Origin of the sequence: Pseudoalteromonas sp. B160 (genome assembly GCF_037162485.1) — a bacterium.
Taxonomy (GTDB): domain Bacteria; phylum Pseudomonadota; class Gammaproteobacteria; order Enterobacterales; family Alteromonadaceae; genus Pseudoalteromonas; species Pseudoalteromonas rhizosphaerae.
Genome location: NZ_JARLUX010000001.1, coordinates 2,761,640 through 2,776,537 on the forward strand (window position 1 = coordinate 2,761,640; position 14,898 = coordinate 2,776,537).

At 38.9% G+C, this 14,898-nt stretch carries 14 protein-coding genes and 1 pseudogene; 11 read left to right on the plus strand and 4 right to left on the minus strand.

The genetic code is table 11. The annotated features are described in order from the left end of the window. Positions 1 to 72: 72 nt before the first annotated feature. The 7 genes from P4S61_RS12810 (at position 73) to P4S61_RS12840 (ending at position 7,043) form a co-directional block, all read left to right on the plus strand. On the plus strand, positions 73 to 1,104 hold the full coding sequence (locus P4S61_RS12810) for an ATP-binding protein (protein ID WP_337118368.1): 1,032 nt from the start codon (positions 73 to 75) through the stop codon (positions 1,102 to 1,104). A gap of 616 nt (positions 1,105 to 1,720) precedes the next feature. After that, on the plus strand, positions 1,721 to 2,182 hold the full coding sequence (locus P4S61_RS12815) for a DUF1705 domain-containing protein (RefSeq protein ID WP_337118369.1): 462 nt from the start codon (positions 1,721 to 1,723) through the stop codon (positions 2,180 to 2,182). Beyond that, complete coding sequence (locus tag P4S61_RS12820) at positions 2,148 to 3,257, plus strand: phosphoethanolamine transferase (RefSeq protein WP_337118370.1); 1,110 nt, start codon at positions 2,148 to 2,150, stop codon at positions 3,255 to 3,257. Before P4S61_RS12815 ends, P4S61_RS12820 begins: the two co-directional genes overlap by 35 nt. Next, complete coding sequence (locus P4S61_RS12825; RefSeq protein ID WP_145241302.1) at positions 3,254 to 4,957, plus strand: ShlB/FhaC/HecB family hemolysin secretion/activation protein; 1,704 nt, start codon at positions 3,254 to 3,256, stop codon at positions 4,955 to 4,957. Before P4S61_RS12820 ends, P4S61_RS12825 begins: the two co-directional genes overlap by 4 nt. Positions 4,958 to 4,986: 29 nt before the next feature. Further along, positions 4,987 to 5,379, plus strand: coding sequence for a diacylglycerol kinase (locus P4S61_RS12830; RefSeq protein WP_145241304.1), 393 nt, complete (start codon positions 4,987 to 4,989; stop codon positions 5,377 to 5,379). A gap of 203 nt (positions 5,380 to 5,582) precedes the next feature. Beyond that, positions 5,583 to 5,921, plus strand: a complete 339-nt coding sequence (erpA, locus tag P4S61_RS12835) for an iron-sulfur cluster insertion protein ErpA (RefSeq protein WP_058560150.1) — start codon at positions 5,583 to 5,585, stop codon at positions 5,919 to 5,921. 882 nt (positions 5,922 to 6,803) lie between these two features. Further along, positions 6,804 to 7,043: a helix-turn-helix domain-containing protein gene (locus P4S61_RS12840; RefSeq protein WP_016708680.1), complete on the plus strand. Its 240-nt coding sequence runs from the start codon at positions 6,804 to 6,806 to the stop codon at positions 7,041 to 7,043. Positions 7,044 to 7,109: 66 nt separating this feature from the next. On the opposite strand, the gene P4S61_RS12845 is transcribed toward P4S61_RS12840, so the two are convergent. From P4S61_RS12845 to P4S61_RS12860, 4 genes are read right to left on the minus strand one after another with little or no spacing between them, the layout of a single operon-like run. Then, a complete protein-coding gene (locus P4S61_RS12845) occupies positions 7,110 to 8,489 on the minus strand; it encodes an AmpG family muropeptide MFS transporter (protein ID WP_145241306.1) in 1,380 nt (459 codons plus the stop codon). Between the two features lie 43 nt (positions 8,490 to 8,532). Then, positions 8,533 to 9,153 (minus strand): peptidylprolyl isomerase, encoded by a 621-nt coding sequence (locus tag P4S61_RS12850; RefSeq protein WP_337118371.1) that lies wholly within the window; start codon positions 9,151 to 9,153, stop codon positions 8,533 to 8,535. A gap of 2 nt (positions 9,154 to 9,155) precedes the next feature. Next, the gene (locus tag P4S61_RS12855) at positions 9,156 to 9,710 is read right to left on the minus strand and encodes a YajG family lipoprotein (protein ID WP_182731490.1); all 555 of its coding nucleotides are present in this window, start codon (positions 9,708 to 9,710) and stop codon (positions 9,156 to 9,158) included. Between the two features lie 2 nt (positions 9,711 to 9,712). Beyond that, positions 9,713 to 10,861, minus strand: a complete 1,149-nt coding sequence (locus tag P4S61_RS12860) for a methyltransferase (RefSeq protein ID WP_145241311.1) — start codon at positions 10,859 to 10,861, stop codon at positions 9,713 to 9,715. A gap of 42 nt (positions 10,862 to 10,903) precedes the next feature. On the opposite strand from P4S61_RS12860, the gene P4S61_RS12865 reads away from it, so the two are divergent. From P4S61_RS12865 to P4S61_RS12880, 4 genes and pseudogenes are all read left to right on the plus strand, one after another. Beyond that, positions 10,904 to 11,497: an alpha-ketoglutarate-dependent dioxygenase AlkB family protein gene (locus P4S61_RS12865; protein ID WP_145241313.1), complete on the plus strand. Its 594-nt coding sequence runs from the start codon at positions 10,904 to 10,906 to the stop codon at positions 11,495 to 11,497. A 73-nt stretch (positions 11,498 to 11,570) separates the two neighbouring features. Next, positions 11,571 to 11,882: a BolA family protein gene (locus tag P4S61_RS12870; RefSeq protein ID WP_145241315.1), complete on the plus strand. Its 312-nt coding sequence runs from the start codon at positions 11,571 to 11,573 to the stop codon at positions 11,880 to 11,882. A gap of 100 nt (positions 11,883 to 11,982) precedes the next feature. Beyond that, positions 11,983 to 13,176 carry an enoyl-ACP reductase FabV gene (gene fabV / locus P4S61_RS12875; RefSeq protein WP_145241317.1) on the plus strand — a complete coding sequence of 398 codons (1,194 nt, stop codon included), beginning with the start codon at positions 11,983 to 11,985 and terminating at the stop codon, positions 13,174 to 13,176. A gap of 376 nt (positions 13,177 to 13,552) precedes the next feature. Continuing rightward, a pseudogene (locus P4S61_RS12880) lies at positions 13,553 to 14,896 on the plus strand (Na(+)-translocating NADH-quinone reductase subunit A). Positions 14,897 to 14,898 lie beyond the last annotated feature (2 nt).

The window sequence follows — 14,898 nt, forward strand, 5'->3', positions numbered from 1 at the left end:
AGCGCCTGGCAACAGCAAAACCAGCAACAACTAACACTAACGCCCATATCTGAATTTCCTTTACCTATTAGTTTGCGAGATAGTTTCAGTCAGGGCCATCCTCTGGTTCTTGAATCTGCTGAGTTGATCACCGTAAATAAGCTATTACAAACTCAGCAACAAGTATTGACGCTCAGTATCCCACAGCAAGGCAAGCAACAAGATAATCTCGCGCTACAAATTATTTTAACAACCATATTTTATTTGGGGGTTTTACTGTGTGCCTTTATTTGGCTTGGCCCTTTAATTAAACGATTACAGCTACTAAGAAATACGGCAAAACGCTTTGGTGAAGGTGATTTCTCCGCTCGTATTAATATTTCAAATTCGTCTTATATAATTGATATTGAAAATGAGTTTAATTTTATGGCGGAGCAGATAAATACTCTAATTAAGGATAACAAATTATTAAGTAACGCGGTGTCACATGATTTACGAACTCCATTAGCTCGATTGCGCTTTGGTATTGAAGCCCTTGGCGAGACGAATAACCCAAAAAACAAAGAAAAGTATGTCCGTCATTTGAGTCGAGATATTCAAGAAATGGAAAATCTCGTTGCCGTTTTACTTAATTACGCCAGTTTAGAGCAGAAAATGATTAAAGTTAAACGCATGCCTCTAAACTTAAATGCTTTGATAAAATCAGCTGTGCGTAACCTTACTTCAAGTGATGCTTGTTCGGTTGCAATGGATATAGCCAAATTAGCCAAGGAAAATATAATCATTGATGGTGATGAGAATTATTTAGCAATGTTAATTAATAATCTACTTTCAAATGCACAGCAATATGCAGCTAAGCACGTGCGGATAACAACACAGCAAACATGTAATAGTGTGAGCATGTGTATTGAAGACGATGGCCCAGGCATTTCAAAAGAAATGCGCGAACACGTATTTAAACCGTTTACCAGAGGTGAAAGCGACACCGTTCAACAAGGTTATGGAATGGGGTTAGCTATTGTTGTTAGAGTTGCCGCATGGCATGGTGGCAAAGTGTCTATTAGTCAATCAGAAGTGTTAGGTGGAGCTAAGTTTAAGGTGGTTTTTAAGCGAGCATCACACTGATTAGACTTAAAAACTCATCGCTGCTAAGTACTGAACCTGAGCTTCGGATAATAAATCTATCATCAGCAGCTATTTTCAACGCTAACTGCGTGAATTTACTTACAATGGGCGAGCTATTTACGCGTAAATTCGCCTTGTTCTCCCTGAGAACTTCCGGCTGAAGAATAAAAATATTCATTTTAAATCAATTTATTAGCAAGTATCTTAACCAAAGTTCAGGTTATTTAATTCACATATGGCGTTTCCTTTCTTAAAGTTTCATCATTTTGGCATACTTTGCAAAGAAGATGTTGTATCAGAGTGTCGTAATCAAAGTTAATTATTCCTCATAAATTACCGCAACAAATTTGTACATAAAGCTACATTCTAAAAGTTTTGAACGCACATCCGTACATGTTACAACATCTTCATACAGCTCTGATTTTTTCATCAGGTTAAGCTATTTCCTAACAATGGAATGGGCTAAAAACAAGATGCAAAAAATTACATTTACTTATTTATTATCAAAGTTTTATTCACTAAATGAAACCATGGGGAAAGCTAAAGAGCAACGTATTATCTCCTCTTTACTTTATTACTCAGCTGCTCAGTATTTATCGTTTTAATGGCAAATACAGTGTTCTTTGACAAACTCAACGCTTTATATGCTTGGCAAGAAAACTTGAGTTTTATTATCTCGTTAAGTCTGTTGCTTTTGAGTCTTATTCTTTTCGTGATGTTTGTTCTTAATATTTTACTACCCACCAAAGTCGTGGTGTTTGTGATGCTATTGATTGCTGCAATGGTTGATTATTATGGCGTTGTATTAGGGGTGCTGATTGACAAAACGATGATCCAAAATGTTGCTGAAACCAACCTCGCTGAAGCACAAGAAATAATTAATTTAGGATTGTTCAGTCGAGTTATATTTATGGCTATTTTACCCGCGGCTTTATTGTTATTTATACAAGTGAAAAATATCACTTGGTTACAACGACTGCGTCAACAGGCTATCAGTATTACCATGATTATGGTGTTGATCCCCATACTTATCGCGCCGTTTAGTGCGCAATACACCGAGTTTTTTTCGTCTACATAAAGAGCTTCGTTATTACACTAATCCTTTATATCCAATTTACTCGGTATTCGATTATTTAGCAGAACAAACCGCATCACTAAACTCGAAACAGTTTATCAACCTCACGACACAGATAACTAAAAGTAGCAGCACGCGAAAACCTAAATTAATGATTTTAGTGGTCGGTGAAGCAGTAAGGGCTGACCACCTCAGTTTAAATGGTTATTCACGCGACACTACGCCAAATATGTCAAAGCAAGCGGGACTCATTAATTTTAGCCAAGTGAGTTCCTGCGGTACGTCAACAGCAGTGTCTGTGCCTTGTATGTTTTCATTTTTTGGTCGTGATGATTTTACTGTGAGCAAAGCTAAGTATACTCAAAACGTTCTTGATGTACTCGCTGCAAGTTCAGTGAGAGTAAGCTGGCGTGACAACAACTCTAGCTCAAAGGGTGTTGCCGATAGGCTGATGTATCAAAGCTATCGCAGTTCAGAGGTTAATACAGTATGTGATGTGGAATGCCGTGACGTTGGCATGTTGGTTAATTTACAGCAATACGTTGATCAACACACCCAAGACACCGTTATTGTTTTACACCAAATGGGTAATCACGGGCCTGCTTATTCTAAACGTTACCCGAACGAGTTTGAGTTTTTTACACCTGCTTGCCAATCAGCAGAGTTATCAGAGTGCAGTCAGCACGAAATAATTAATGCATATGACAATGCAATCCGCTATACAGATTATTTTTTGGCTGAAGTGATCAAGCTTCTGCAAGCCAATTCTGTGCAATATAACACCGCTATGCTGTATGTCAGTGATCATGGTGAGTCACTTGGTGAAAACGGGCTTTATTTACATGGTATGCCTTATGCTTTTGCGCCCGATGCACAAACACATGTCCCTATTATTTCTTGGTTTTCAGCTCCTTATATTGATATTGAAAAAACTAAAGCACATCAGGATGACGCTTATTCACATGACACCATTGCGAATACTCTACTGACCTTTTTTGAAGTTAATACCAACATTGCTGATGAGTTTAAAGTAACCCCGCCTCTTTTTTATCTAAAGCCGAAGGGGGACGATAAATGAACACTATAAAATTGTCTCAACAGTTGCACCATGGTGAGTTTAATATAGGTAGTGAGCTAAGCTCTCGATTTAAAAAGCTAATCAATCAAGGAATTAAAGCCAGCTTTATAGCGTTTTTTATTAATAGCTTTACTGTAAGTGGTCAGGAAGTTGAGTGCGCGTCAAAAGCTGATAGTGAAGAGTCTGTTACGATAGATAAGCTCACACTTATTAGCCATCCTGTATTTGATGAGAGTCAACCAGACAGCTTATATCTGCACAGTTTAGCTAACTGGTTACATATTAATACCCAACAGCATGTTGTGGAAAAGCTACTTCCTTTTGCTCAGGCTGACGTTATTTCTAGAGCGCAGTTTGCTGAGACTGAGCGCATACTTAATCAGTATTCGTTTTTGCGTAAAAGTCGAGTTAGCTTGATTGAGGATTGCGAGAGTCAGCAAGAAAATGAGCTTAAAGTTGAAACGTGGGATACTTGGTCACTAGTACCTTATATTAGTTTTGGTCGTCGTGCCGGCAATAATAAATATGCTTTTGGTTTTAAAGAAGATAATTTCTTAGGCTTAGGGGTTCATGCAGGTGTGCAATATAAAAAAGACCACCTGCGATCAGGCTATCAAGTTGCTTTTAGTATGCCGCTTAGTTTTCCTAAACAATCAACTGTTGAACTTGAATTTGCTGATAATGATGATGGACAAAAAACCTACCTTGCTTATTCAAAGCCCTTTTATCAGCAATCATCTAAGCAGCAACATTTGGCGTCAATACTCAAAGAAAATCGTCGTGACAGTATTTATCAAAATGGTGAGCTTGCATGGCAATTCTCTCATGAAGTTGAGCAGTCTACTTTAGCTTTCGGGCATTTAATAACTCAGCATCAATTAGGAGCGGTGCGAATGCATTTAGGGATCAACAAAGAGTTACATCGTTTTACAAGTTTGGATAGCGCGATATTAGCCGAATTACCTTCAGATAGAAGGTTCACCTTCCCTTGGATAGGTTTGGAATATAGCCAAGCAGATTATCAGATTTTCTCTAACATTCGCTTTATCGATCATCGTGAGGATATTAATTTAGGCTGGCAGTTAATAAGCAAAATAGGTGTAGATATTAGCTCATTAAATACTGATGAAAGCCAAGGTGTTCACCTTGAAAATATTTTATCCAAAGGTATGCAATGGCAAAACACGCTAATGCTGTTTTCTACAAATTACAAAGCTTATTGGCAGAGGGAGCAACCTGATCACCAACAAGTAGCAGCAGAGTTTGAATTGTATCAATACCTAACACCTCGTTGGGCCGGTTACTTTAAAGCGCAATGGCAAGCAGAAAAAAATCAATATCTTGATATACCGCTTGCTTTAGGTGGAGACACCGGAGTTCGTGGTTATGCAGAGCAATATCAACATGGTGAGCATTTATGGTCAGCAAGCGCCGAGCTGCGTTATAACCCCCATTGGGAGTTATATCAGTTGGTGAATGTTGCATGGGCAGCATTTGTCGATAGCGGTAAGGCGTGGGGGCAAACACCAGCAATTAATAGTAATGATACAACCTTACAGAGTATCGGTATTGGTGCAAGGTTGTTTTCATCTCATTCAAGTGAAGGCAATGTCGTTCATATGGATATTATTAAACCTCTTACGATGGGCCCTAATGTTGATAGTTGGCAGTGGCGGGTGCAAGTAAAACAAAGTCTTTAAATTCATTTTAACTATAATTAGGAATAACGATGAAAAACGTAATCAGTAGTGTAAATAAGCCTAATGGTAAAGGGATCAATCGAATTATTAAAGCCACACATTGCTCTTATAAGGGGTTTATAGCTGCATGGCAATATGAATCAGCATTTAGGCAGGAGTTTGTAATGGCTATAATATTACTACCATTTGCTATCATCTTGTCATCTTCGATAAGTCATTTGTTTTTATTGATCAGTAGCTTAGTGTTCATTTTATTTGCCGAAATAATCAACTCGGCTGTTGAAGCGCTTGCTGATGCAGTTACGCTAGATCACAATATACTCATTGGTCGAGCGAAAGACCTTGGCTCAGCAGCAGTATTTATATCGTTAAGTATATTTACTACCGTATGGGGCTATGCCATCTATAGCTACCCATTTTGATACCAAAAAAGTATTAAAGTAGTAAATTAAAACCGCGCTTTTTCTGCTGATTGTGCTCGTTGCCATTATTCTGTTGTCAGGCTTAATTGGTATGAGATTTTAAATGTGCATATAGCGTCAAAGCTTAGTAAGTAAACGCTATACTTGATTAAAACACTCGGGTATTAGATAATCAAAACAATGTAGGTATAGAGGGTTATGGTATGTCAGAAGAATTACCCATTAAGTTCAGCGATGCAGCTGCTGTTCGCGTTAAACAGTTAATCGACGAAGAAGAAAATCCAGATCTAAAGCTGCGTGTTTATGTAACAGGCGGAGGTTGTTCAGGTTTCCAATATGGTTTTACTTTTGATGAAAAAGCAAACCCAGGCGATTTAGAAATTGTAAAAAATGGCGTAACCTTAGTGGTTGACCCAATGAGTATTCAATATTTAGTTGATGGTGAGGTGGATTACACCGAAGGACTTGAAGGCGCACGCTTTTTTGTTTCCAATCCCAATGCAACTACCACCTGCGGGTGTGGCGCTAGTTTCAGCGTTTAAAGCAATTGATTAAAGCCGCAGCTAGCGGCTTTTTTATTACCTAAGACATCTTATTATCTAAAATTACTGCGTAGCTATTATTTCATTAAATGAAACCGATTTCGTAATGATTTTTAACGCGGGCAAAAAGTAGCTGAACAGCTTACTGAAGTATTCCCCACTCAATAATCCTCCTTAAAAACAAGGTCTAGATCCGCGTAGCAAGATTAAAATACTTACGTGAGTTCATACAATTATTCAGAGTTAATACTTCTAGATTATTGTCATTAATAGATGCTGTTGCTGGTGGCCTGAGCTTTGTACCTTATGTGGCTTTAGCCGTTATTTCTTGTTTATAGATGCTAATTGAACGTCAAATTGGCTTGCTTTAGGCTAAGTCACTCATTTATGTAGGGTGAGTGACTTGGAGCATTAGAATAAAAAAACCTAACACTATTGCAGAAAACGCTAAAATATATATAAAGCCTTTCTTACCTTGTTTGATCGGAACGCCATTTGCTTTAAGAAAAAAATACCAAACTAAGCAGAGGATAATGGGTAGTAAAAACAATAATCTGAACATAAACGCTTGCTCCTAACAATAAAGGGACAGTTAATAATGTAACTATTTAATTTATAAGTCAAAAATAATTAATCATAAAAAAGGTTTATTTAAATTAATTATTTGTTACATTAAAAAGGAACTAATTATAGAACGCGCGTTTTGTTGTGACTTTGACAATAAAGCTGCTCATCTATAATAGCTGATTCCTTAAATGGGGACTCAGCTGAAATTAGTTATTTCACATGAGTCTGAATAGTATATAATGTATCCAAGAGTGAGACGGGCAAATTTCACTCTTAATTAATTAACTTTAAATCATCTAGTAGGAGATGTTTTTTATGATGGGTAAAACAGTTTCTTCTGAAGAAAACTCAAAACTAACCAAGTGGCTTAAAACTAAGCGTCACGAGAAAGGTCACACAATGCGAAGTCTTGCTCAAGTACTTGGTACACCACATTCATTTATTGGCAAAATTGAAAACCAAGAGCGCCGTTTAGACGTAATTGAATTTTTACGTTATTGTGATGCATTAGAAGTCGACCCGTATGAAGGTTTAGGCTTATTAAAAGAAGACTAATATTTAGTTTCTTTTTGTAAGCGCAGGGAAGCGCTCTCATTGATGTGAAATGATTTCTTTCCCTTATTAATTCCTACCGTGATAACTATTTTCTAATTCATACAATTTATGCCGAATAAGATATAAGAATATGAGTGATGGTATTACCATCAGGGCAGTCAAAATAAAAAATAACGACCAATTTCCACCTAACCAATCATCAATCACCACACCGCTATAACTTGAAAGTAAGGTTCGTCCTAAATTTCCCAATGACGCTAATAAAGCATAATGTGTTGCGCTAAAAGCGCGATCACATAGCATAGATATAAATGCTACCATAGCAACTAATGACCATGCTTGAGTAAAGCCATCGACGACAATTGCCATTGCGTACAAGTGTTCTTGCGGGCCTGCGAGAGCGATCCAAGAAAACATTAAGTTAGAAGCAGCCATTGCCACACCGCTAATAAACAAACCTTTAACGATGCCGTACTTGTGATTAAAAATACTGCCTAAAAATGCGAACACAATGGTGATAAGCCCCGTGCCGAGCTTTGAATAGTTTGCTATTTGAGTGTTTGAAAAGCCGACTTCTTTATAAAACACAATCGACATACGGGCCAGAAATGCTTCACCAATTTTAAATAAAAAGATAAAAGCGAGCAGCGCAAGTGCAGTCTTCACGCCATTACGCGCGAAGAATGTTTTAAAAGGATCAAGTACAGTAACAGCCAACCATGCTGCAACTTTAGTTAATTGTGTTTGCTTACCAAGCGCCAGCTTTTGCCGATAAATACGTTCTAGCTCTGCATGTACAACTTCGCGGTTAGATTCAGGTTCTTTTGCCCAAAATACACAACTCATAAGTAATAACATCACAATAGCTAAAAAGTAATACACTTGTGGCCAGTCAATGCTTGGCATATCTGCCATATAAAACGGAATAGCACCTAGCAGAGCATAACCGCTCCACCAACCAGAAGTAGCCATTGCTGCTGCGGCGGTTGCTTTGTGGCTTTCGTTTTCACTGAGGGTATCGATACGAAAAGCATCAATAGCAATATCTTGAGTCGCTGAGGCGATAGCAATTAATAAGCACAACGCAGCTGCGATGGCTAAATGCGCGGTGATATCTAATCCTGCCAGTAAAATAACTCCTAGCAAAATAAAGCATTGGCAAAATAGTATCCAACTACGGCGCTGGCCTAGCCAGTTATATAGCAACGGCAGTTTTATTCTATCGACTAAGGGTGACCATAAAAAATTAATGCTGTAAGCACCAAATACAATGCCAAATAAGCCAATCATGCTGCGACTGAGGCCTTCATCTTTTAGCCACGCAGACATCACGGAGCCTATGAGGACCCAAGGAAAACCGCTGCTCATACCAAAAATAAACACATTTATAAGTCGTTTATCTTTAAAGTACGAAAAATATTCTGATACCGACAAGCTTTTAGTCATAACGCCTTCATTGGCAATAGCGGTTTGGCCGCTATTTTTATTGTTATAGTGGGGTTGGCTCTAATACAGTTATATTTAAAATAACAACCAGGGTTTTTGGTACAAAGTCATAACCAATTTTTTCATTAAATCCCGTTTCAACTTGCATGATTTTATCAAGCGTTTCGTAGCCTTCCATTACCATACCGAACACGGCAAAGCCCCAGTCTTTACCTGGGTTTAGGTGGTCGTTATTGTCCATGTTAAAGAAAAACTGACGAGTACCAGAATGAGGTTGACGATCTTGATAGGCCATGGCGATACTGTACATATCGTTTTTTGAACCGTTACCGCTTTCATTAAAGATAGGTTCGCCTTCATAAACCCCGTCATATTCTTTATCGTAGCCACCGCCTTGAATGACAAAGTCTCGGTCGTTTTCTACATCACGTTCAACACGATGAAATACGGTGCCTTTATAGCTGCCATCCATCACATAAGTTAAAAAATTATTGACGGTGATAGGGGCTTTTGAGCGATCCATCTCGACTATGATTTTCCCCATTGTGGTAGTTATTTCAACTCGTGGGAACATATTGTTTTTTTGCACAAAGCGTCCTTCGGTCGCTGCCATTGCGGTTTGGCTAAGTTGCACTAATATAAATAATAAAAATAGACGTTTCATGGTTAACCTTCTAAAAATGCGAGTAATTCAGGGTCTGATACCATCCGGGTAATTAACTGCTCAGTCAACTTATTGAGTTGTCCTTCAATTTTTGCTCTATCGTGACCTAGTGGTCCTTCAAGGCTTGCATTACCACGGTAAATTTTACTGAAGTTACTATCGCTGCGAATAACACGCACACCTAATTCAATCTTTGCATTGCTGGTATGCGACATCATTTTTTCAGTTACTACGGCTTGCAGTGTATGAATATCAACTTCAAAACGAGTGGTCGCAAGATTTGAAATGCTTGCACCGTTTCGGCTAAGAGCGCTATCAAGGGCACTTTTAATTGATTCAGTAAGGCCTTGGCTGGCAATTGTTTGGGTTTTGTCTGAGGTTATTAATTTTAATGTTGCTGGGTCACCTCTAAGATCAATAACACTGGTACTTAAACTTTGATTAATTGAGCTTAATTTGCCACCTTGATAGAGCGGATTTAAGATCAATTGATTAGGCTGACTACTGCAAGCCGACAGTGATAATAAAGCACAACAAGGTAAAACATATTTCATCATAGCTATAGCATTCCATTATTTTTAGTGGCACTTAATACTACAAACTTTTTATTTGAACCAAGTAATTCACAATTGCCAAACATACGTTTTAGTTTGTCATGGTAGTCCAGGTGGCGGTTACCAATAATACGTAATTCTCCGCCATTTTTTAATGTGTCTTTGGCTTGTTTAAACATTTGCCATGCAATGTGATCTGTCACGGCTTGTGCTTGGTGAAAAGGCGGATTACATAACACTACATCGACACTTTCACGTTCAAAGCCCGTTAAGCAATCATTTTCAATAAAGCGGCATTGCTCAAACTTATCTTCCATATTGAGCTCTACAGTTAATCGTGCTGATTCAACCGCCATATATGATTCGTCCACAAAGGTAACTTCAGCGTTAGGGCAGCGTGCGAGTGTCATCAAACCCACCACACCATTACCGCAACCTAGATCAATAATACTTTTTGCTTTATTGGTTTGTGGTAAAAAGTCAAAAAAGAACCGTGCACCAATGTCCAGAGAATCCCGCGAGAACACATTGGCGTGATTACTAATGGTAAAATCAGTGCCTTCAAGAGGCCAATTAACAGGAAAATCAGCAGCTTTATAACCACCTTCCGCTTGGCTAATAATTAGGCGAGATTTTTTCACTGCTAAACTAGTTTTAGTTTCACCAATAAATTGCTCGAAAGCTTTAATTGTTGAATTATGTACATCTTTGGTTTTTGCTGCGCCAATAACCGGAGTGCCAGGTGCAAGTACTTCGCTGAGCTCAGATAATTGATATTGCAAGAAGCCCAATGTGCGTGGCACTTTTAAGATAACTAAATCAACGTGTTCAGGCAAAGCCGATAAGCTATCTAGCTGGCTAAATGCGGTGGTTGGTATTTTATTTTCTGCTAAGTTGTAAGCCGCCGCTTGGTGGCTAATATAAGAATCGTTTACTGAACAAACCGTTAATTGTTGTTTACTAAAATAACAAGACAAGGCTCCAAAACTATCATTTAAAATCAGCAAAGAGCGACAATCAGGATAATGTTCAGTAACATAGTCAATTAGGTACTCGTCTGCTGAATCCCAAGCTTGTAAGCTACGGTTTTTTTGATCCAATGGAAAACGTTCAAGAGTAAATGTTTTATCGCCGAACTGTGCTTGCGTGGTCATAATAGTTAGTGATCAGTAATCAAATGATAGGTAAATTCTAACATGCAACGGCAAAAGGCCAACCCCCATATGTTACCAAATGGCTTTTACTACCAAGCAAAAGCGTTAAGTGCGCAAAAAAGTCTCGATTTATTCTACTATTTACGCGACTCACTGACTTGGCAGCAACCAAAAACGACCGTGTTTGGGAAAACGAACCCCATTCCACGTATGCAATGTTTTATTGCTGATGCTGGTGTACGTTACGGTTATTCTGGTTCGACATTAAATGTTGAACCATGGCCTGATGTATTAGATGCCATGCGACAGCGATTAAATAAACAATTTGATGTTGGATTTAATGCCTTATTAGTTAACTTATACCGTGATGGGAATGATTGCATGGGCTGGCACGCCGATGATGAAGCAGAACTTGGCTATGAGCCTATTATTGTATCGATTTCATTAGGGGCTGAACGAGTATTTAAAATAAAACATAAAGTAACCAAGGAAGTCACTTCGCTTACGTTACACAGCGGGAGTTGCTTGGTTATGAATGGACTTAGCCAGCAACAATATCTACATGCGCTTCCTAAACAAACACGTTTGGCACACCCTCGAATCAACTTAACTTTTCGAACAATTTTTCAAAAATGAATATTTGTTGGCCTTTATAGTAGTGGCCTTGATATAGTAAGCACATAAATAACCAGTAAAATATGAGTGTTTTATGTCAATGCAACAACAGATTGAAAGCAAGTTAGCTGATGCGATTGCGTGTAAGCACCTTAATGTGGTGAACGAAAGCCATATGCATAGTCGTGGTAGCGATTCACACTTTAAAGTGATTGTAGTAAGTGAAGAGTTTAGCGGTAAACGTTTATTGCAACGCCATCGTCAAATTAATGAAGTGCTAAAAGATGAGTTAGCGAATCATATTCATGCATTGGCTATCCATACTTTTACGCCTGATGAATTTACAGAGCAAAGTGGTCAGGTTGCTGACTCACCGACTTGTTTAGGTGGCTCTAAATTAGATTAACGGCAAGGTCTGAGAGTACACAAAACTCATCAGACCTGTATTTTTACAATTAGCCTTTAAACTAGCGCTAATTTTTATTGAGATAAATATAGGATGATCAATGGTCATTAAGCCTAAAATTCGCGGTTTCATTTGTACTAACGCCCACCCAGTAGGTTGTGCAGAGCACGTACAAGAACAAATTAACTATGTAAAACAACAAGGCGCATTAAAAAATGCCCCTAAAAATGTATTAGTTATCGGTGCTTCAACTGGCTATGGCCTTGCATCTCGTATTACTGCTGCATTTGGTGGCGGTGCTAAAACTTTAGGTATTTTTTTCGAAAAAGAAGGTACTGAGCGTAAAACCGGTTCTGCAGGTTGGTATAATACTGCTGCATTTCAAGCGGCCGCAGACGCTGAAGGTTTATGGTCAAAAAATATTAATGGCGATGCGTTCTCTAACGAAATCAAACAAAAAGCGATTGATACAATTAAAGCGGATCTAGGCAAAGTAGACCTAGTTATATATAGCCTTGCATCGCCGCGTCGAACTGATCCAAATACCGGCGAAGTTTACTCATCAACGCTTAAGCCAATTGGTAACTCAGTTACGACTAAAAACTTAAACACCTCAAAACGTGAAATTGATGCTATTACCGTAGAAGCTGCAAACCAAGATGATATTGATAACACTATTAAAGTGATGGGCGGCGAAGACTGGGAAATGTGGATTGATGCATTAAAAGAGGCTGATGTACTAGCTGATAACTTTAAAACCAGTGCTTATACTTATATCGGTAAAGAACTAACATGGCCAATTTACGGTCACGCGACTATTGGTAAAGCGAAAGAAGATTTAGATCGCGCAACCGTAGCAATCAAAGAATCAACTAAAGCATTAAACGGTGAAGCTTATGTATCATCATTAAATGCCGTGGTTACCCAAGCAAGTTCTGCAATTCCTATTATGCCGCTTTATATTTCAGCGCTATTTAAAGTAATGAAAGCGGATGGGACCTATGAAGGCACGATCGAGCAAATTCACGCGTTATTTACAGAGAACCTTTATGGAGACTCACCACGCTTTGATGACGGCGGTCATTTATTCCAAAACTACAAAGAGCTGGAAGATGATGTACAAGCGCGTATTCAAACTGTGTGGGACAGCGTAACTACAGAAACAATAGACGAATTAACTGATTACGTGGGTTACCACAATGAGTTTTTACGTTTATTTGGGTTTGGTATTGATGCTGTTGATTATGAACAAGATGTCGATCCAGTTGCCGCTATAGCTAACATGATTGATTAATTCAGCCATGTTTATTTGAAAAGTCGCTATGGCGACTTTTTTTATTGATAAATTTTACTTTATCGTTATTTAGCGGATTAATTTCCATCCCACCTCGCAAGCAATAGCACTTTGGTCTATATTGAATTTTATTCAAATGCGGCTAATAGGTTAAATAACTGCTCCTGTCGTATAAATTTCATAATTACACTCGCATAGTGACCCTGATTGATGTTAAAATTCGGGCAATATATGTGAGGAATTTTACTGCGTTGCTTGTTTTGTAATTTAAACAGGCGGTTCTTCGTTATCTTGAATTTGGCTTAGGGTTATCAAGAAAAGCGACGTGGTCGGTACGATTTTTCAGTTTCTTTCCGTTAATGTAGTGCAAGTGCGTATGATCAACATAAAAAAGGTCTGGACTTACCCATAGAGGGCGCGCCTCAGCAAGTTATTCATGATGGTTCTACCGTCAAACGTGTAGCTGTGCTAGGTGAAGAGTTTATTGGTATGCGTCCAACCATGCATGTTCGTGTGGATGACCAAGTTAAAAAAGGCCAGGTACTTTTTGAAGACAAAAAGAACCCAGGTGTATTATTTACTGCTCCAGCTGCTGGTACAGTAAAAGAAATTAATCGTGGTGCAAAACGTGTGCTGCAATCTGTCGTTATTGAAATAAACGGCAGTGAGCAAATCACCTTTGACGCTTTCTCGACTGAGCAACTTTCGAGTCTCGATCGTGAAAAAGCCAAAGAAGTACTAATCCAGTCAGGTCAATGGACAGCATTACGTGCTCGCCCATTCAGCAAAGTAGCGGCTGTGGATGCAAATCCTAGTTCGATCTTTGTGACGGCTATCGACACTAACCCTCTTGCTGCAGATCCTGCAAGTGATTATTGCTGAAAATGTACAAGCATTTGAAGCAGGTTTAGCTGTAGTATCACGTCTGACCGATGGTAAGGTATTTGTTTGTAAACAAGCAGGTAGCCAAGTACCTAGCTCATCAATTCCTCAAGTAGAAGTACATGAGTTTGGTGGCGTACATCCGGCTGGCCTTGTTGGCACACATATCCATCACTTAGATCCAGTATCGGTAAGCAAGCAAGTTTGGCATATCGGTTACCAAGACGTTATTGCCTTTGGTCACTTATTCCTAACTGGTGAAATTAGCACAGACCGTGTGATTTCTCTTGCTGGTCCGCGTGTTAAAAACCCACGTTTAGTGAAAACTCAACTGGGTGCTGCTTTAGATGATTTAGTTGCAGGCGAATTAGAAGACGGCGATAACCGTGTTATCTCTGGCTCTGTTTTAGCGGGCGCTACTTCACAAGGTCCTCAAGCATTCTTAGGTCGTTACCACATTCAAGTATCGGTATTACTTGAAGGTCGCGAAAAAGAGTTGTTTGGTTGGATTGCTCCAGGCACAGATAAATTCTCTGTAACACGTACTTTCTTATCACACCTAACACCGAGTCGTTTATTTAAAATGACAACGTCTACAGGCGGTTCAAAACGTGCCATGGTACCACTTGGTAGCTATGAGCGTGTTATGCCTTTAGATATTTTGCCAACGCCTTTATTACGTGACTTAATTGCCCGTGATTTGGATAGTGCAATTTCATTAGGGGCGCTTGAACTTGATGAAGAAGATTTAGCGTTATGTACCTTCGTTTGTCCAGGCAAATACGAGTATGGTTCAATCCTACGCGATTGCTTGACTACGATCGAGAAGGAAGGCTAGAG